This window comes from Massilia hydrophila, from assembly GCF_020208145.1.
Taxonomy (GTDB): domain Bacteria; phylum Pseudomonadota; class Gammaproteobacteria; order Burkholderiales; family Burkholderiaceae_D; genus Telluria; species Telluria hydrophila.
The window spans coordinates 176,475-195,250 of the sequence record NZ_JAHYBX010000003.1; the positions used below are offsets into that span (position 1 = coordinate 176,475).

At 68.3% G+C, this 18,776-nt stretch carries 15 protein-coding genes; 8 read left to right on the plus strand and 7 right to left on the minus strand.

What is annotated here, in order from left to right:
* Positions 1–2: 2 nt before the first annotated feature.
* Genes LE190_RS10355 through LE190_RS10365 form a run of 3 tightly spaced genes read right to left on the minus strand, consistent with a single transcriptional unit; the run spans position 3 to position 4,480 of the window.
* Positions 3–1,898, minus strand: a complete 1,896-nt coding sequence (locus LE190_RS10355) for a sensor histidine kinase, YfiR-like protein-associated (RefSeq protein ID WP_225238619.1) — start codon at positions 1,896–1,898, stop codon at positions 3–5.
* A complete protein-coding gene (locus LE190_RS10360) occupies positions 1,895–2,521 on the minus strand; it encodes a TOL_0243 family YfiR-like periplasmic protein (RefSeq protein ID WP_225238620.1) in 627 nt (208 codons plus the stop codon). The genes LE190_RS10355 and LE190_RS10360 overlap by 4 nt, the downstream gene beginning before the upstream one ends.
* 15 nt (positions 2,522–2,536) lie before the next feature.
* Positions 2,537–4,480: a TOL_0244 family TonB-dependent receptor gene (locus LE190_RS10365; RefSeq protein ID WP_225238621.1), complete on the minus strand. Its 1,944-nt coding sequence runs from the start codon at positions 4,478–4,480 to the stop codon at positions 2,537–2,539.
* Between the two features lie 371 nt (positions 4,481–4,851).
* Between LE190_RS10365 and LE190_RS10370 the strand changes: the two genes are divergently transcribed.
* The 4 genes from LE190_RS10370 (at position 4,852) to LE190_RS10385 (ending at position 11,442) form a co-directional block, all read left to right on the plus strand.
* The gene (locus tag LE190_RS10370) at positions 4,852–6,027 is read left to right on the plus strand and encodes an ISL3 family transposase (protein ID WP_439847486.1); all 1,176 of its coding nucleotides are present in this window, start codon (positions 4,852–4,854) and stop codon (positions 6,025–6,027) included.
* A 172-nt stretch (positions 6,028–6,199) separates the two neighbouring features.
* On the plus strand, positions 6,200–7,054 hold the full coding sequence (locus tag LE190_RS10375; RefSeq protein ID WP_225238622.1) for a response regulator: 855 nt from the start codon (positions 6,200–6,202) through the stop codon (positions 7,052–7,054).
* Positions 7,055–7,249: 195 nt separating this feature from the next.
* Positions 7,250–10,318, plus strand: coding sequence for an ATP-binding protein (locus LE190_RS10380; protein ID WP_225238623.1), 3,069 nt, complete (start codon positions 7,250–7,252; stop codon positions 10,316–10,318).
* A gap of 128 nt (positions 10,319–10,446) precedes the next feature.
* Positions 10,447–11,442: a GGDEF domain-containing response regulator gene (locus tag LE190_RS10385; RefSeq protein WP_225238624.1), complete on the plus strand. Its 996-nt coding sequence runs from the start codon at positions 10,447–10,449 to the stop codon at positions 11,440–11,442.
* A 138-nt stretch (positions 11,443–11,580) separates the two neighbouring features.
* On the opposite strand, the gene LE190_RS10390 is transcribed toward LE190_RS10385, so the two are convergent.
* A complete protein-coding gene (locus LE190_RS10390; protein ID WP_225238625.1) occupies positions 11,581–12,030 on the minus strand; it encodes a hypothetical protein in 450 nt (149 codons plus the stop codon).
* Between the two features lie 250 nt (positions 12,031–12,280).
* On the opposite strand from LE190_RS10390, the gene LE190_RS10395 reads away from it, so the two are divergent.
* Positions 12,281–13,933, plus strand: a complete 1,653-nt coding sequence (locus LE190_RS10395) for a response regulator (RefSeq protein WP_225238626.1) — start codon at positions 12,281–12,283, stop codon at positions 13,931–13,933.
* 30 nt (positions 13,934–13,963) lie between these two features.
* Here the strand turns inward: LE190_RS10395 and LE190_RS10400 are convergent, their stop codons facing one another.
* Complete coding sequence (locus LE190_RS10400) at positions 13,964–14,419, minus strand: hemerythrin domain-containing protein (protein WP_224944486.1); 456 nt, start codon at positions 14,417–14,419, stop codon at positions 13,964–13,966.
* 198 nt (positions 14,420–14,617) lie between these two features.
* Between LE190_RS10400 and LE190_RS10405 the strand changes: the two genes are divergently transcribed.
* A complete protein-coding gene (locus LE190_RS10405; protein WP_225238627.1) occupies positions 14,618–15,349 on the plus strand; it encodes a sensor histidine kinase in 732 nt (243 codons plus the stop codon).
* 19 nt (positions 15,350–15,368) lie between these two features.
* Here LE190_RS10405 and LE190_RS10410 read toward each other — a convergent pair whose 3' ends face one another.
* The gene (locus LE190_RS10410; protein ID WP_225238628.1) at positions 15,369–16,682 is read right to left on the minus strand and encodes an NAD(P)/FAD-dependent oxidoreductase; all 1,314 of its coding nucleotides are present in this window, start codon (positions 16,680–16,682) and stop codon (positions 15,369–15,371) included.
* A 170-nt stretch (positions 16,683–16,852) separates the two neighbouring features.
* Between LE190_RS10410 and LE190_RS10415 the strand changes: the two genes are divergently transcribed.
* Complete coding sequence (locus LE190_RS10415) at positions 16,853–17,836, plus strand: aldo/keto reductase (protein WP_225238629.1); 984 nt, start codon at positions 16,853–16,855, stop codon at positions 17,834–17,836.
* Between the two features lie 91 nt (positions 17,837–17,927).
* Positions 17,928–18,242, plus strand: a complete 315-nt coding sequence (locus tag LE190_RS10420) for a hypothetical protein (RefSeq protein ID WP_225238630.1) — start codon at positions 17,928–17,930, stop codon at positions 18,240–18,242.
* Between the two features lie 21 nt (positions 18,243–18,263).
* Here LE190_RS10420 and LE190_RS10425 read toward each other — a convergent pair whose 3' ends face one another.
* Positions 18,264–18,761, minus strand: a complete 498-nt coding sequence (locus LE190_RS10425) for a hypothetical protein (RefSeq protein WP_225238631.1) — start codon at positions 18,759–18,761, stop codon at positions 18,264–18,266.
* Positions 18,762–18,776 lie beyond the last annotated feature (15 nt).

Sequence of the window (18,776 nt, forward strand, 5' to 3'; positions counted from 1 at the left end):
CTTCAGGTGCGCAACTTCTTGATGATGCTGCGGTTGCCCAGGATTTCCTCGATCTGCTCGAAGCGCACCGGCTTGACCATGTGGTGGTCGAAGCCGGCTTCGAAGGCGAGCTGGCGGTCCTTTTCCTGTCCCCAGCCGGTCACGGCGATCAGCACCGTGATCGCGCCGCAGGGCAGCTCGCGGATGCCGCGCGCCAGGTCGTAGCCCGACATGTGCGGCAGGCCGATGTCCAGGAAGGCATAGTCCGGGCAGAAGCGCGCCGCGGCGGCCAGCGCATCCGGGCCGTCGTGGGTAATCACCACGCTGTGGCCCATGGCCGTGAGCAGCGCGCCAATGCTGTTGACGAAATCGACGTTGTCGTCCGCCAGCAGGATGCGGTAGCTCTCGGTGCTGATGAAGGCGGCCGGGGTCGGCTTGGCGATCGGTTCCGGATCGACCACGATCGGCAGCCGCACCACGAAGCGGCTGCCCTGGCCCAGGCCGTCGGAATGGGCCTCGATGGTGCCGCCGTGCAGCTCCACCAGCTTGCGCGCCAGCGACAGGCCGACGCCCAGCCCCGCATTGCTGCGCTCGAGCGTCGAATCGACCTGCACGAACATCTCGAACACGGAGTCCAGCATGTCGGGGGCGATGCCGATGCCGGTGTCGGCCACTTCCAGCACCAGGGTGCGGTCCTCGACCGCGCCCCTGAGGGTCACGCGCCCGCCGCGGTTGGTGTACTTGGCCGCATTGTTCAGCAGGTTGGACAGCACCTGGGCCAGGCGGGTGGCGTCGCCATGCAGGAACACGGGGCGATCCGGCAGGTCAAGCACCAGCTCGTGCCCGTGCAGTTCGATATACGAGCGCACCACCTCCAGCGCGTCGTTCACCACCGCCTTCAGTTCGACACGTCCCATCTTGATGGTGAACTTGCCGGTGTTGATGCGCGAGACGTCAAGCAGATCGTCGACCAGGCGCACCATCTGGCGCAACTGGCGTTCCATGATGTCGGTGGCGCGCTGGGTGGCCTGGGCGTCGCCGCTGCGGATGCGCAGGATGTCCAGGCCGGTGCGGATCGGCGCCAGCGGATTGCGCAGCTCGTGCGCCAGGGTGGCGAGGAATTCGTCCTTGCGGCGGTCGGCCACGATCAGGGCCTGCTCGGCGCGCTCGCGCACCGTCATCTCGCGCTCCAGCGTGCGGTTGGCCGCCTGCAGGGCGTCCGAGCGGCGCCCGATCTCGGCCAGCATGTCGTTGAAGGCCTCGACCAGCACCCCGATCTCGCCCTTTTCCTTGCCTGGCACGCGCAGTGTGAAGTCGCGCTGCAGCATCACCTGGCGCGCCACGTCGGTCACGGCCTGCAGCGGCCGCGTGATCGAGGCCTGCAGGCGCGAGGCCAGCAGCGCCGCGATCAGGAGCGCGCCCAGCATCACCCCGCCCAGGCTGGCGCCGTAGCTGAGCACCCGGTCCAGCAGCCCGTAGCGCGAGCGCAGGTAGACCGTGCCGAGCGGCTCGCCATTCTCGACGATCGGCCGGAATACCACCAGCTCGCCCCGTTCGATGCGGTAGCCCGCCGCTTCCGGCCGTGCCGGGAAGACGGCCTTGCCGCCTGCCCGCGCATAGGTGGCGAAGCGCTGCCCGCTGTTGGTATAGATGGCACCGGCCATGACCTGCGGGCGCAGCCGCAGCACCGCCAGGTTGCGGGACGCGGCGGCGCTGTCGTTGAACGACACCGCCGGCGCGGCGACGTCGGCGATGATGTCGGCCTGGGCGGTCAGGTCGTCGACCCAGACTTTCTGGAAGGTGCGCAGGTCCACCACCAGCATGGCGGCGGCGGCCGACAGCAGGGCCACGATGGTGGTCGTCACCGCCATCAGGATCAGTTTGCTGCGCACCGAGCCGGTATCGTGCATGGCCATCATGCACCTCCCTTCTGTACGCGGTTTGCCACCGTCAGCAGGCGCGAGCTCAGTTTCACATTCTTCTTTTCGGCGGCGTCGAGCGAGACGTCGAAGCGCACGCGTTCGTCGACGATGCGGAAATTGATGATGCTGCCGTGGCGCAGGCCGCCGTCGCATTCGGTCACGGTCAGCATGGCCGCCGGCGCCGCGCGCAGTACGCGTCCGGCGCGTTCGGTATCGCTGCCGGCCACGAACAGCAGGTGCACCGGCGGCACCGCGTCCTGCTCGCGCATGCTGCGCACCAGGATCGGGCGCCCGCCCACCGTGCGGCCGCTGGCGATGCGCGCCAGCTCCATCGCCATGTCGTCCGAACCGACCACCGCGATCGACAGCGGCGAGGCGGAATCGGCAAACGCCTGGGCCGGGAACTCGGCATAGCCAAGAAACTTATAGAGGAACGCGGCCTTGACCCGGCGTTCGAGCGCCAGGCTGTCGCCGCCCGCCGGCAAGGCGGGCGGCGCGGCACGTCCGGCCAGCGCGGGCAGCGCCAGGCCGGTGGCCAGCACCAGGGCAAGCGGCAGCGGCAGCGTCAAGGCCCGACGGGCGAGGCGGCGCCGCATGCGGTCGGGGTGGGTGGTCTTCATTCTTGTCATTGGCCTTCAAAAACGCAGCGTTACGCTGGCGAACACACTGCGTTCGGCCAGTTGGCGCACGTCCGCCGCCCCGAACTCGGGGTGGCGGGCATGCAGCAGGTTACGGCCGCTCACGGCCAGTTCGAGCCCGGGGCGCGCCTGCCACGCGATCCGGGCGTCCAGTTCATGATAGCCCGGCAGCGCCGGCTGCGGCAGGCGCGCGACACGGCGCAGCATCAGGTCCGCCGCCAGCCCGGCGGCCAGCTCGTGCGACGAGCGCAGCTGCCAGTAGCTGCGCGGGTCGTTCGGCGCCAGCCCCAGTCGCGCCGAGGCATCGGTGCTGGACGGCGCGACGCCGGTGGCGATGTCCTGCCACACCGCGCCCGCGAACAGGCGCCAGCCGCGCATCGCCTGCCAGCTGCCCCACAGCTCCAGGCCGCGCGCCCGGCCGTGGCCGAGATTGCGGAACACCGCGCCACCCGGCTGGGGTTCGAGCGTGCGCAGGCGCGCATAGTCGCTGTAGAACAGCGTCGCCGCATACGACAGCGCGCCCGTTGGCTGGGCGCGGTAGCCCAGTTCCAGCACCCGGGCCGTCTCGGAGGCCATGTCGGGCCCGCCCGCCACCACGTAGCGCGCGCTGCCCGGTGCGGCCGCATCGGCCACATCGGCCAGACGCAGGTCGCGGTCGAAGCGCGCCGGAGCCCGTACCGTGCGCGAGGCTGCCGCCCATAGCATGGCGCCGGGCGCATGGTCCCAGGCCAGGCGCACGTTCGGCAGGGTTTCCATGCCGGTGTAGTCATTGTGCTCCAGGCGCAAGCCGGCTGTCGCGCGCAGCGCGGGCGTCAGCGCGAATTCGTCCTGGACGAACAGGTTGGCCCAGCGCAGGCGCCGTCCGGTCGGCACGAACTGCAGCACCGGACCGTCCTCGAAATGGTCGCGCCCATGGCGGTAGCCACCGCCCCAGGTCAGCGCATGCCGGCCCAGCTGGGTGGCGAGCTGCGCTTCCAGGTCGGCCATGTCGAGCCCGTGCCGGCCGACCCCGCGCTGCGTGCGCCGCTCCTCGTCGACCCAGGCTTGCAGGCGCAGTGCGGTGTCGCCGGCCAGCCGGGTATCGAAGCGCGCGACCAGGTTGGCGCCGGAAAACGCGGTGCGCGGTTCACGGTTCTGGCGCAGCGCGCCGGCATGCATGTCGCCGCTCACCTGCAGGGCCTGGTCCGCTCCTTCCCAGTCGAGACGGAAGCCGGCCTGGCGCCGCCCTACTCCACCGCCGCGACCGCCCATGTCCTCGAACGGCGCGGCGCCCGCTTCGTCGCGCTTGCCGTAAACGCGCACATGGGCCCCGTTGGCCAGGCGCTTTCCATGGCGTACGGCCACCCCCGCGTAGCGTGGGCCGGCATGCGCCACGACCAGGCTGCCCTGGGTCGCGGCGGCACCCCGCGTGATGATGTTGATGACGCCGTTGACGGCGTTCGTGCCCCAGATCGTGCCGCCCGGACCACTGATCACCTCGATACGCTCGACGTCGGCCAGCACCACGTCCAGCGCTTCCCAGAAGACGCCGGAGAACAGCGGCGAGTAGACGCTGCGGCCGTCGACCAGCACCAGCAGCTTGTTGGCCAGTTGCGAGGAGAAACCGCGCGCGCTGACGGCGTATTCCTGGGTGCTGGCCAGCGCCACCTGCAGGTTCGGGGCCAGGCGCAGGGCCTCGGGCAGGGTGGCGGCCCCGGAACGGGCAATGTCGGCGGCGCTGATGACGTAGACGGAAGCGGGCGCGCTGGACAGCCGTCCTGGCTGGCGCGCGACGGAGGTGACGACGATGTCGGAGAGCTGTTCGAGCGTGTAGTCCTGCAGCGCCGGTCCGGAGCCGCCCTCGTCCGTGGCCTGGCCGGCCGCATGCCCGCTGCGCGCGTGCAGCATGGTCAGTGCCGCAACAACGCAGGCGAGCTGGAAGAATCTTGACATAGTTGCCATGGTAGAACATTTTCTCGCGCGCACCAAGAGCGCACGATTGCTGACGGCATGGCGTCGCTCCCATGCCACGGCAGTGCGGAGCGCCTGGGGGCGACTTGTCATCAACAAAATTGATGACAGTCATTAGCAATATAAATTGGACTGATTTGTGGCAGCGCAGCATACTGCATCCGTCTCCTCTATTCTCCTCCAAGGAAATAGATTCAGCCCGCTTCCCGCAAGCGGGCTTTTTTTTGGTTCATCGCGGATTTCCGGGATGAGCCTGCTGTAAACGCAAGAGAGCAGTAGGAAGAGTTATTGTGTTTGTGCGACCAAACCCAACCAACTCAACCTACCGCTCTCATGCCAGATCATAGTCTCAGCCTCCCGTTCTGGGAAGGTTTTGCCGTCACTTCGTTCACCGAGCAGGGTCAATCGGTATCCATCCGCCTGGAACCCTGTCCATCCGCGCCGCGCATTTGCGGCCATTGTGCAAGCGCGGCCCCCAAGTGCATGACGTCTGTTGGCGCACGGTGCACGATTTGCCTATCGTCGGGCGGTCGTTGGTGTTGTCGGTGGCGGTCTATCGGCTCAGGTGTGATGGCTGTGGACGCACGGCCGGCCAGCGCGTCAGCTGGCTTGACTCGTACTCTCGGGTGACGCGACGCCTGGCCGCGTTCGTCGCACTGTGGAGCGAGCGCATGCCGATTTCGCACGTCTGTCAGCTCACCGGCCTTCACTGGAGCACGGTGCGCCACATCCACCAGCTTGCACTACAGCGCAAGCTGGCGGCGCTGCCCGAGGCGCAACCCACGCGCCTCGTGATGGACGAGTTCGCGCTGTTCAAGGGACACCGGTACGCCACGGTCGTGTTGGATGCGGACAGCAGGCAAGTGCTATGGGTCGGCGAAGGCCGCAGCCGCGAAGCAGTCCGTCCCTTTTTCAAATGGCTCGGCTCCGAACGCTGCGCGCGGATCGAAGCGGTGGCAATGGACATGAACACGGCCTTCGACCTGGAAGTGCGTCAGCACTGCCCGCAAGCGCGGGTGGTCTACGATCTGTTCCACGTGATCGCCAAATACGGCCGCGAAGTCATCGACCGGGTCCGGGTCGATGAAGCGAACCGGCTGCGCGAAGACCGGCCCCAGCGCCAGGTGGTCAAGCGCGCCCGCTGGCTGTTGCTGCGAAACAGGCAGAATGTGCCGCTCGCCCAGCAAGGCAGGATGGACGAGTTGCTCGCCGCCAACCAGGCCCTCATGACGGTGTACGTGATGAAGGCCGCATTGAAGGAACTCTGGCAACCGTCGGGCGCATGGCAGTGGCTCGGGGCTTGGAGAAACTGGCTGAGGATGGCACGCGAGAGCGGTATCGAGCCGCTGCGCAAGTTCGCCAATAAACTCCAGCCCTACTGGCGGGGCATCGCCTCGCGACTACGCTGGCCGATGCACACAGGCCAGCTCGAAGGCATCAACAACCGCATCAAGGTGATGAAGCGGATGGCTTACGGTTACCGAGACAGCAGCTTCTTTTTCCTCAAGATCAAAGCCGCGTTTCCCGGGAATCCGTGAAGAACCTTTTTTTTGGGCGTCACTGCGGATCGTCGATGGCACCCGCACCCTTCCCCGCCCCCTGGCATCGACTTCTGGTAAGCGCCGGCCGGCGCGCACGGATCATGACGCCAGCACTACCCTATTTGGTGTAGGATGACCGCCATATTTTCATTCCTACAACACACGACCCATGCCTGAATTCGATCCGGCCAGTGCCCACTCGCCCCGCTCCGTTAGCTCTTATGACTGGACCGGCAGCGGCCTGGGTGAACCGGGACGCTGGCCTGTCCCGCTGCGCGTGGCAGCCGACCTGCTGCTGAATACGCCGCTTCCCGGCCTGCTGGTCTGGGGCCGCGAGACGGTCCTGGTCTTCAACGAGGCTTACGCGGCGCTGGCTGGCCCGGGCTGTGGCCGGGTGCCCGGCGGCTCGGTGCCCTCGGTACTGCCGCCGCCCCTGTCGAGTGCCGGACCAGCCCTGCAGCAGGCCTGGTCCGGCGAGCCCGGCGTGGCGCCGGGCGTGGAACTGTCCTTCCGCCGCGCCGACGGCCCGCTCGCGCACCGCTGCGACCTGCGCCTGACGCCGGTCGCCGACGGCGCCGGCGGGATCGGCGGCGTGTTCTTGCTGCTGGCGCCGCCGGCAGCCGCCCCGGCGCAGCCCGCCGCCGAGACGGACGACGCCAGCCTGCGCATCCTGGTGGTCGAGGACAATCTCGACTCGCAATACCTGGTCTGCGAAATGCTCAAGGCCTTCGGCCACGAGGCCGATGGCGTCGGCCATCCGGACGAAGCCCTGGCCCTGCTGGAACAGCGGCGCTACCAGGTGCTGTTCTCGGACGTCAGCCTGCCCGGCATGTCCGGGGTCGACCTGGCGCGCCAGGCGCTCGGCAGCCACCCCGGCCTGAAGGTGATCTTCGCCTCGGGCTACGGCGACACGCTGCTGCGCCACCTCGAGTTCCCTTACCTGTCGCTGCAGAAGCCCTACGAGCTGGACCAGCTCCAGGACGCGCTGGCGAAGGTGGCGCGCCAGCCGGCGCCGGCGCGCTGAGACGGACGCGCGCGTGGCGCCCGCTTCCGGCTGGGCTACAATAGGCCGCACGGGCCGGGCGCACGCACGCGCCTCCCGGCGCCCTACCTTGCCAGCGATGATGATTCCGACTGAACCGATCGGCAGCCCTTCACGCCTGTCCCGGCACGGGAAGGCCGGCATCCGCCTTGTCGCCGCGCCGTCGTGGAGGGGCGCATGAACGACGAGCACGACCTCGAGACGGCGCGCCAGGAGGCGCCGCGCGATGCGCAGGGCGTGCTGGCCGCGCGCCAGCGTGCCGAAGCGGAGCTGGTGGGCCCCGAGGAAGCCCTGCGGCGCGCTACCGAGCGCATGGAAAACATGCTCGAGAGCCTGTCGGACGGTTTCTGCGCGGTGGACCACGACTGGCGCATCATCTATATCAACGGGCGCGCGCTCGCCATGATCGCGCCGCTCGACAAGAGCCGCGACGGCCTGGTCGGCAAGAACCTGTGGGACGAGTTCGAAGACCTGCACGGCACGTCGGTGGCGGCCGACTGCCTGCGCGCGATGGAGCGGCGCGAAACCGTGGTGCGCGATTTCTATTACGTGCGCCTGCAGTGCTGGCTCGAGATGCGCCTGCATCCCTCGCCCGACGGCCTGACCCTGTATTTCCAGGACATCACCCAGCGCAAGCTGGACCAGCAGGCGCTGGTCGAGAACAACAACCGCCTGCAGGTGGCGCTGGCCGCCGGCCGCCTGGGCGACTGGCGCTGGGACGCGGCGCGCGACCGGGTGCTGCTGGGGGCGCGCGCCGCCGCCACCCTCGGCCTGCCGGCCGACACCCCGCTGCCCTGGCCTCAGCTGCGCGCGCGCCTGCATCCCGAGCACCGGATCCAGGTACGGCGCGCCGTGCTCAAGGCCTTCAAGGCGCATGCCGACCTGAACATCGAATGCCGCGTCCTGCCGCACGAAGGCGGCACCGGACACGCGGCGCGCTGGGTAGCGCTGGTCGGGCGTCCCGACTATGCCGACCGCAAGGGCCAGGAAGCGCTGCTCGGGATCACCGGCGTGGTGCAGGACATCAGCGGACGCAAGAGCGCCGAGGACACGCTGCGCCAGAGCGAGGAACTGCTGCGCGCCCTGGCCAATACCATCCCGCAGCTGGCCTGGATGGCCGGCACCGACGGCGCCATCGTCTGGTTCAACGACCGCTGGTACGCGTATACCGGGCGCAGCCCGCGCCAGAGCGTCGGCTGGCGCTGGCAGGACGTGATCGAGCCGGACACGCTGCCGGCCGTGATGGCGCACTGGCGCGCCACGATCGGCAATGGTATCCCGTTCGAGATGGAATTCCCGCTGCGCGGCGCGGACGGCAGCTACCGCTGGTTCCTGACCCGGGTCAGCCCGGTGCGCGATGCCGAGGGCCGGGTGCTGCGCTGGTTCGGCACGAACACCGACGTCGACCAGGTCAAGCGCGCCGAGCAGGCGCTGCGCGAGGAATCGCACGTGCTGGAGCTGCTCAACAGCACCGGCAGCATCCTGGCCTCGACCCGCGAGCTGCCCGCCCTGCTGCGCGCCGCCACCGAGGCCGCGGTCGGGGTTAGCGGCGCGCGCACCGGCGCCTTCCTCCATTACGGTGGCGAGGCCGCCGCGCCGGACAGCCCGGCCTGGGCCACCCTGTTCTGGCTGCGCGCCGTGGGCGCGGGCACCGCCAGCGCTTGCGATGGCGTGGACGAGGCGCGCGCAGCCGCGCTGTTCGGGCCCGACCTGCGCGCCGGCGCCCTGGTGCGGGTGGACGATATCGGAACCGACCCGCGCCACCAGGACCGCATTCCCGGGTTCTGCCTGTTGCAGGACGGCAGCGGCAGTGGCGCGGCTGGCGCTGCCGTGCTGCGCAGCTACATGGCGGTGCCGGTCGCGGCGCGCTCGGGAGAATTACTCGGCACCATGTTCTTCGGCCATCCGGAGCCGGGCATGTTTACCGAGCGCAGCGAGCGCATCGTGCGCGGCATCGCGGCCCAGGCCGCGATCGCGGTGGACAATACCCGCCTGTACGAGGCCGCCCGCCGCGCCGCCGAAGAGCGCGAGCTGCTGCTCGAGAACGAACGCGAGGCGCGCGCCGAGGCCGAGCGCAGCAGCCAGATGAAGGACGAGTTCCTGTCCACGCTGTCGCACGAACTGCGCACCCCGCTGTCGGCCATCCTCGGCTGGTCGCAGGTGCTGCGCCGCGGCAGCCGCGACGGCGCCGACCTGCAGCGCGGCCTGCAGACCATCGAGCGCAACGCGCGCGCCCAGGCCCAGCTGATCGAAGACCTGCTCGACATGAGCCGCATCACGTCCGGCAAGGTCTTGCTCGACATGCAGGTGATTGCGCCCGCCGTCTTCATCGACGCCGCCGTCGAGACCGTGCGTCCGGCCCTGGATGCCAAGCACATCAGCCTGACACGGCATGACGCCGCCCCCGGCGCGCTGGTGGCGGGCGATGCCGGCCGCCTGCAGCAGGTGATCTGGAACCTGCTGTCGAACGCGATCAAGTTCACCCCGCGCGAAGGCACGGTGGCGGTCGAGGTGGCCGAACGCGAGGACAATGTGGCGATCACGGTCCGCGACAACGGTGCCGGCATCCGGCCCGAGTTCCTGACCCACGTGTTCGAACGCTTCCGCCAGGAAGATGCCTCGATGACGCGCCGCCATGGCGGCCTCGGGCTGGGGCTGTCGATCGTGAAGCACCTGGTCGAGCAGCATGGCGGCACGGTACGCGCCGACAGCGCCGGCGAAGGCCTGGGCGCCAGCTTCACCATCGAACTGCCGCGCGCAACGGCGCCGGCGACGGCGCGCGGCGGCTCCCTGCCCCCGCCCGCACCGGCGCCGGCACCGGCCACCCCGGAACCGGCCCCGCACGATTTGGCCGGACGCACCGTGCTGGTGGTGGACGATGCGCGCGACGGACGCGAGCTGATTGCGCGTATCCTGACGGATTGCCACGCCAGGGTGCGGGTCGCGGCCAGCGCGCGCGAAGCCTTCGATGCCTTGCGCGCCGACCGGCCGGACGTCCTGATCAGCGACCTGGGCATGCCGGAAGTGGACGGTTTCGAGCTGATCGGATGGGTACGTGCGCTGCCGCGCGAGCTCGGCGGCCAGGTGCCGGCCATCGCGCTGACCGCATTCGCCCGTCCGGAAGACCGCCTGAAGGCGTTAGAAGCCGGATTTTCGACCCATATTTCGAAACCGGTCGAACCGGGGGAACTGATTGCGGCAGTGGCTTCGGTCGCGGCGCCGCCAGCCCGCGGACACGGTCCTTGATGATCCTACCGCGACACGCGGCGCTGTCCTACAAGAAATTTTATAAGCTTTGTTACACTATGAAGAGATGGGATGTGCCTATTCCAAAAGGAAATGGACACGTTCCCGACAGCGTAGACGAGACGAGCATGCCGAGCAGACAAGACATTTTGAACGCGAAGATCCTGGTAGTGGACGACTCGCCCGACAATATCGAGCTGATGGAAGAGATATTGCGCGAGGAGGGCTACACCTGCGTCAGCTCGACGATGCTGCCGGAACAGGTCTGCCCGCTGCACCGTGAACACAACTACGACCTGATCCTGCTCGACCTGCAGATGCCGGGCCTGAACGGCTTCCAGGTCATGAAGGGCCTGAAGGAAATCGAACAGGGCGGCTACCTGCCGGTACTGGCGCTGACGGCCCAGCCGAGCTTCAAGATCGCGGCGCTGGAAGCGGGTGCGCGCGACTTCATCAGCAAGCCCTTCGACCTGCTGGAAGTGCACAAGCGCATCCACAACATGCTCGAAGTGCGCCTGCTGTACAAGGAACTGGCCCAGTATTCGCGCGCCCAGCAGGAGCTGGCGCTGCACGACGCCCTCACCGGCCTGCCCAACCGGCGCCTGCTGGAAGACCGCATCGAGACCGCCCTGCAGCACGCCAACCGCAGCCACGCCAAGGCCGCCATCATGTACCTCGACCTGGACGGCTTCAAGGCGATCAACGACACCTACGGCCACGCCTACGGCGACGAGATCCTCAAGATGGTGGCGCAGCGCCTGCTGGCCAGCTCGCGCAAGGAAGACACCGTGGCGCGCCTGGGCGGCGACGAGTTCATGGTGGTGCTGGGCGACATCCACAGCCTGGCCGACGCCCAGGGCCCGGCTGCCAAGCTGGTGGAAGCGATCTCGGAACCCTATTTCATCAAGGACCTCACCCTGCGCCTGTCGACCTCGATCGGGATCAGCATCTATCCGGACGACGCCGAATCGGTCGACGCCCTGATCAGCATCGCCGACTACGCGCTGTACGAAGCCAAGCGCGCCGGCAAGAACCGCTTCTGCTCGCCAGCCGCCAACCGGCCGCCGGCCGCCAAGGGCGCCGCCGCCACGTCCAACACGGCCGAAACCGCCGCTCACCGCTGAATCCGCCTGTACGGCCTGCCGCCTTTGCCCTCGGCCGGCGGACGGGCCACGCCGTCTTTCCTCATTTCCCATGTGCCACGTAAAATGGCCACCGGCAGCCTGCGCCACCGGTGGCCTTTGCTCGACGGCGCGCGCCAGTCAGCGGTTGCCGCCCTCCTGCTTCTGCAGGTAGCGGGTGTCGATTTCTGCGGTGCGCAGCATTTCCTCGTTGTGCGCCTCGATCGCCTGGGCATGCTGGTGGTCGCGGCTGGCATCGACCTTGTCCGGGGCGACTTCGATGCGCGTGATGCTGGACTGGACCGAAACCGGGTCACTGGCCGGGAAGGTCATCTCGACGGCGTCATCGAGCAGTCCTTCCTCTGCCTGCTCCTTGCTCGAAGCGCACTCGCAGCTGGACAGCGCCTTGATCGCCATGGCGTAGTTCACCGCCCGCAGGTTGGCGAGATCGGCGATGGTATGCACGCCGGCGGCGGCGAAGGCACTGGCCTGGGTGTCGGTGACATCACGCAGCGCGCTCAGGGGCGCATTCACCAGCTCGGTGAGCGATTTGCCGTGGTAATCCTGATTTACGATAGTGTCGATATTCATTGCGTGTCCTTTCATATGGCAGCCCCGTCTTCCATCGATACGGTTGAACTGACGCTTCCACTATCGCACAGCCCTTTTGTCGCGTATGTGCGGCACCGTACGTGGTGGCCGCGCACGATTGGGTTTTGCCCATTAGCATTTTATTCAGCGTGCTATGATCCGTTGTTATTACACAAGGTGCTCATGTAACCGGTCGACGTGACAACCCGACCTGACTGAACGACGTAGCGACCCTCGGACTGACATTACCGTGGCCCACACCGATAAACCAAAAATCCTGGTCGTCAACGACGATGCCGCCAGCCTGCTGGCACTGACCAGCCTGCTCGACCAGTGGGCCGAGGAAAGCAACTATACGGTGCATGCGGCCCGCTCCGGCCAGGACGCCTTGCGCCAGGTGCTGCTGCACGATTTCGCCGTGATCCTGCTGGACGTCAACATGCCTGGCATGGACGGCTTCGAGACGGCCGAGGCGATCCACCAGCGCGCCCGTTCGGCCGACATTCCGATCATCTTCGTGACCGCCTTCCTCGCCGACGAGATCGACCGCCTGAAGGCCTACCAGCGCGGCGCCGCCGATTTCCTGTTCACGCCCGTGATCCCGCAGATCCTGCGCGCCAAGGTCTCGGTGTTCGTGGCGCTGGCCATGAAGAACGAGCAGCTCAAGCGCCAGGCCGAGAAGCTGTCCCAGCGCACCACCGAACTGACCGCCACCAACCGGCGCCTGGTGCGCGAGATGGAAGAGCGGCGCGACGCCGAGCGCAAGAGCCACGCCAAGGACGAATTCCTGGCCATGCTGGGGCACGAACTGCGTAACCCGCTGTCGGCGATCAGCAGCGCCTCGTCGCTGATCGGCCTGCCCGGCGCCAGCAGCGACACGGTCGGGCGCGCGCGCCAGATCATCCAGCGCCAGAGCCAGCACCTGTCGCGCATCGTGGACGACCTGCTCGATCTGTCGCGCGCCATGTCGGGCAAGATCCTGCTTGCGCGCAAACCGGTGGACATGGCCGGCCTCGTCTCGGGCTGCCTGGAAACCTTCCGCGCCACCGGCCGCAGCGCCGGCTACCACGTCAGCGTCGACCTGGCGCCGGGCTGGGTCGATGGCGACCCGACGCGCCTGGAACAGATCGTGTCGAACCTGATCGACAACGCCCTGAAATACACGGCCAGCGGCGGCAGCATCGACATCCAGCTGGCCGAGGCCGGCGCGGAAGTGGTGCTGACCGTACGCGACAGCGGGGTCGGCATTCCAGCGGAACTGCTGCCCCAGGTGTTCGACGTGTTCGTCCAGGGAGCGATCTCGATCGACCGCTCCCAGGGCGGGCTCGGGATCGGCCTGTCGCTGGTGCGGCGCATGGTGGAACTGCATGGCGGCAGCGTCAGTGCCCACAGTGATGGCTGCGGCAAGGGCAGCACCTTCACCATCCGCCTGCCGCGCACCGAGGCCGAGCCCGCCGCGCCGGCACAGCAGTCGCATGGCGACAACAGCGGCAAGCCGGCGGTGCTGCTGATCGAGGATAACGAGGATGGCCGCGAGATGATGGCGGCGATGCTGGCCGCGCACGGCTATCCGGTGGACCAGGCGGCCGACGGCCTGCAGGGCGTCGCCGCGGCCCAGGCGCGGCTGCCGGCGCTGGCGCTGGTGGACATCGGCCTGCCCGGCATCGATGGCTACGAGGTGGCGCGCCGCCTGCGCGGCGACCCGGCCACCAGCGCGATCCGCCTGATCGCGCTGACCGGCTACGGCCTGGCCGAAGACCAGCGCCGGGTACTGGAAGCCGGTTTCGACCAGCACCTGGTGAAGCCGGTCAGCATCGAGCAGTTGCTGGCGGCGCTGGCGGGAGCGCCGGAGCAGGCGCAGGCGCCGCTGCGCGACGGGGTGCGGGCGGCCAGCGCGGCCTGAGGCCCGGCCCGGACCCGTGCGCCGGAAGAATTACTGGAGCTCGGCTGCGCGTGCGGCCATCTGTTCGCCCAGGGCCTGCAGGTCCAGCTTGAGTTCCTTCATCTTCGGGAACATCTCCTTCTCTTCTTCCTCGACGTGGTGATCGACCTGCTCGCCCAGCACCTTGACCTTGGCGTCGTACAGGTCGTCGCCCGGGTCCATTTCCTGGATCTGGGCGATCAGCTCCTTGGCCGACGCATGCTCGACCACGGCCTCGTCGACCATGTCTTCGGTTTCCTTCGTGGCCTCGCGCACGGCCGGGTACAGGATCTCTTCCTCGATGGTGGTATGCATGACCAGGGCCTGGCAGATCTCGTCGGCCAACTTTTTCTTGCTCACCTTGGCGCGGTCGGTCATGTTCTCGAATTTCTCGAACATGGCGTGGACTTCGCGGTGCTGCGCGGTCAACAGCGTAATGGCATCCTGCGGTTTGGTAGTGCTTGTCATGGTGGTCCCCCGTGGTGAATTGAAGCGGCATGCGCCCAGTGCAAGGGCATGTGCCAGGCTCCAGCTTCGCCCGAAACTGCTGGGCAGACTGTTCGGGAACGCACGCTGACCCGGCCAGCCTGTCTGTACAATCGCCATGCTTGCGCCGCCGCCGGCCCAACTGTTGTATGATTTGGGAAACATTTAACCGAGCCTACGATGACCGAACCGGCCCATCTGCAGCCTGCCCCGGCCTCTGGAACGTCCAGCGCGCCGGGCGTGGACCGCACCGCTGAACTCACCGACATGCTGGGATACCTCGCGTCGTGCTGGGACGAGGAACGCCGCCTGCTCGCGCGCCGCCTGCACGACAGCCTCGGCTCCTCGATGACGGCGCTGAGCATGCACCTGGCACTGCTGAGCCAGCACATTCCGGCCGAGAACGGTCCGATGCGGGAGCGCAGCGCGCAGATGAAGTCGCTGCTGGCCAACATCATCGACACCAACCGCAAGATGCAGCTCGAGCTATGGAACGACAAGCTCGAGTTCCTCGGCCTGAAGGCGGCCCTGGCCGAACTGGTGACCGAATTCGGCGCCGCCCACGGCCTGAAGGCGCGCGCCAGCCTGCCCGACGAGGACGGCGACTACACCCGCACCCAGGGCGTGGTGCTGCTGCGCTGCGCCGAGGAAGGCCTGCGCAACGCGCTCGCGCACGCGGGTGCGACCGCGGCCGAGGTGGTGCTGGACGACGATGGCGAGCAGGTGATGCTCACCGTGCGCGACAACGGTGCCGGGCTGGCGCACGGGCGCGTGCTGGAATCGGGCGGCTGCCACGGCCTGCGCCTGCTGCGCGAGCGGGCCCGCTTCCTGGGCGGCTCGCTCGAGCTGCGCCGCGCGGAAGATGGCGGCGCACTGCTGTGCATGACCCTGCCGAAGACGCCCCCCAGGTAAAGGCCGGGCGCTCCCTACCTCAATGCAGCTTCACCAGCGGGGTGGCGCGCCGCACCAGGAAGCGCGCCAGCGCCAGCACCCCGGTACGCATGGTGCCCAGCACCGCGCGGTGGTGCATCAGGTGCAGGCTGGTGTACATCAGGCGCGCCATCGTGCCCTGCACGAACCAGCTGGCACCGCGTAGGGAGCCCATCAGGCTGCCCACGCTGGTGCTGCGCCCGACCGATACCAGCGAGCCGTAGTCGCGGTATTCGTAGGGGCGCTCCTGGGCCGGCTGGCCCTTGGCGCGGCGCAGGAAGCTGGTGACCAGGTAGTCGGCCTGCTGGTGCGCGGCCTGGGCGCGCGGCGGCACCGCGTTGCCGCTGCCGTCCACGCAGGCGGCGCAGTCGCCCAGCGCGTAGATGTCGTCCGCGCCTTTCACCCGCAGGTGGGCGTCGACTTCCACCTGCCCGCCTTTCGCGGTCGGCAGGCCAAGGGTGGCCAGCAGCGCCGGGGCCTTGATCCCGGCCGCCCACACGCACAGCTTGGCCGGATAGACCTTGCCGTCCTTGTCGATCACCTTGTCCCTGTCGATCTGCGTCACCCGGCAATTGGTAACGACCTGGATGCCGCGCTTGGCCAGCAGGTCGGCGGCCGCGGCCGACACCTTTTCCGGCAAGGGTGCCAGTACCCGCGGCGCGCCTTCGAGGATCGTGATGCGCACGTCGCGCTTGACGTCGAGCTGGTCGAAGCCATAGGTGACGTAGGCGCGCGAGGCTTCGCGCAGTTCGGCCGCCAGCTCGACCCCGGTGGCGCCGCCGCCGATGATCACCACGTCCAGGCCGCCGCCCTGCCCCGGCTCGGCGTGTTCCTCGTGTTCCTGCTCGGCCGCCAGCATCAGGCGCAGCATCCGCAGGCGAAAGCGCTCGGCGTCCTCGGTGGCGTTCAGGGAGATGGTATTCTCCTGCGCGCCCGGCACGCCGAAGTAGTTGGAGGTGCTGCCCACCGCCAGCACCAGCGCGCCGTAGCCGACGCGGCGCTCGGGCAGCACCTCGTCGTTGCCGGCGGCGGCGACGACCGCCCCCACGGTGATGAGCTTCGCAGCGGCATCGAGCGCCGTCATCGGCCCGAACACAAAGTTGAAGCCATTGTCGTGCGCCAGCATCTGGTAGGACAGGCCTTCCTGGTGGATGTCCAGGGTGCCGGCCGCCACCTCGTGCAGCGAAGGCTTCCAGATGTGGTACAGCCGGCTGTCGACCAGCGTTACCTTCGACGGGCCCAGCTTGCGGCCCAGTTTGCAGGCCAGTTCCAGGCCGCCCGCACCGCCACCCACGATCACGAATTCGCTACGCAAAGCATGCTCCTCTCATGGCGCCCGTCCGGCAATGCCAGCACATGGGCGATGTGGCAATCTTACTACGTTGGCGCGAAGCGCGCGGGCGCGGCCCTGGCGCGCACCGGTGTAGCATGCGAGGGCAGCGCCGGGCGGCGCCCGGCTTCGCACACACGACGCGAAAGGACCACATGAACCAGCGCTACCGACCGATCACGCGCCTGGGCCTGGGCGGCACCGGGCTGGGCGACATGTACCATGCCACCGGCGATGAGGCGGCCCGCGGCACGGTCGATGCGGCATGGGACGCCGGCATCCGCTACTTCGACACCGCACCCCACTACGGCACCGGCCTGTCCGAGCACCGCTTTGGCCAGGCCCTGCGCAGCCGGCCGCGCCACGAGTACACGCTGTCGACCAAGGTCGGGCGGGTCCTGGTGGCGGATCCGGGCGGCGACCTTGCCCTGCCCTTCGTGTCGTCGCTGCCGTTCCGGCGCGTGGTCGATTTTACGGCGGCCGGCGCGCGCCGCTCGGTCGAGGACAGCCTGCAGCGCCTGGCGCTGGGCAGCATCGACATCGTCTATGTGCACGACCTGTCGGTGGATGCCTTTGGCGACCGCTTCGAGCACTACTACCGGATCGCCGCCGGCCCCGGGGGCGCTTTCGGCGAACTGGTGCGGATGCGCGAGGAAGGCCTGCTCAAGGCCTGGGGCCTGGGCGTCAACACGGTCGAGCCCTGCCTGCGCGCGCTGCGCGACTCCGATCCGGACATCTTCTTGCTGGCCGGGCGCTACACGCTGATGGAAACGAGCCCGCTGGAGGAGCTGTTCCCGCTGTGCCTCGCGCGCGGCGCGTCGGTTGTGCTGGGCGGACCCTACAACTCTGGCTTCCTGGCCGGCGGCGCGCATTACGACTACCAGCCTGCCAAGCCCGAACACCACGCGCGGCGCGAGCGACTGCGCCAGGTGGCGGCGCGCCACGGCGTCGACCTGGCAGCGGCGGCACTGCAGTTCGGCGCCGCCCATCCGGTGGTGTCGGCGACCATCCCCGGCGCCAGCAGCGCGCAGCACCTGGAGCGCAATGCGGCCCTGATGGCATTGCGGATTCCCGCCGCGTTCTGGCAAGAGCTTGCAAACGAAGGCCTGCTGCCACCAGAAGCGCCCTTGCCGCAATAGATTGCGTGGAAATCCGCGCATCTTGAAGGTGAGCGCGACTGCTAGACTGCCTTTCTCAAGTCAGGCGAATGAAAGAAAGACGATGCACTGTTTGAAGATGCTGCTGGCCACGGCCTGCCTGCTCGCCACCCCGGCCCGCGCGCAAGACCTGGAGGCGTTTCGTGGCATGAAGCCGTCCACCCGCCCGGTTTGCGAAGACCGCTGCAGCCGCGTAGCCTTCGGGGAAAACACCAACCTCGCCGAGCAGGAGGCGAGGATTGCGCAGGTCCGCTACCAGCAAAAGCAGGAAACGGATCCGGACAAGCTAAAGTCCCTGAGGGAACAGGAACAGCAGATGACGCACAGGCGCCAGCGTCAGGTCGCGCGCATGTGTCAGCAGATCTGCAGCCACAATCCCGAGCGCTGACGGCGGCGCGCTGGCGCGGAATCAGTCGTGGCCGCGGCCGTGGCCCTTTCCGTGGCCATGCCCGCGATCATGGTCGCGGTCGTGACCACGCCCATGCCCCCGATCGTGGTGGCGGTCAGGCCCACGGCCGTGGCCATGGCCATGGCCGCGATCGTCGTGGCGCGCACGGTAATGCACTTCGCGGTAGCGCGGCGCGTACACGTCCTGGTACCAGCGGTCCTGGACGAACAGTACCGGCTGGCCGCAGGCGCCGTACTTGCGGCAGTGCTTGCTCCAGTTCTTGCGGTGGCCGGGCGGTACGCGCAGGTAGATCGGCTCGGCGCGCACATGGCGGCGGTAGTGGCGCTCGACGATGATGGGCTGGGCCACATAGACCGGCGGCGGCCCATAGTAGGCGCGGTCGCCGAGGTCGATGCGGCCATAGAAGCCGGGCTGGCCGACGGTGATGCTGACATTGGTCTGGGCCAGGGCCGGGAAGGATGCAGCCGCCAGGGCGGCACAGAGGATCAGGGCTTTCATGGGTGTTCTCCCGCT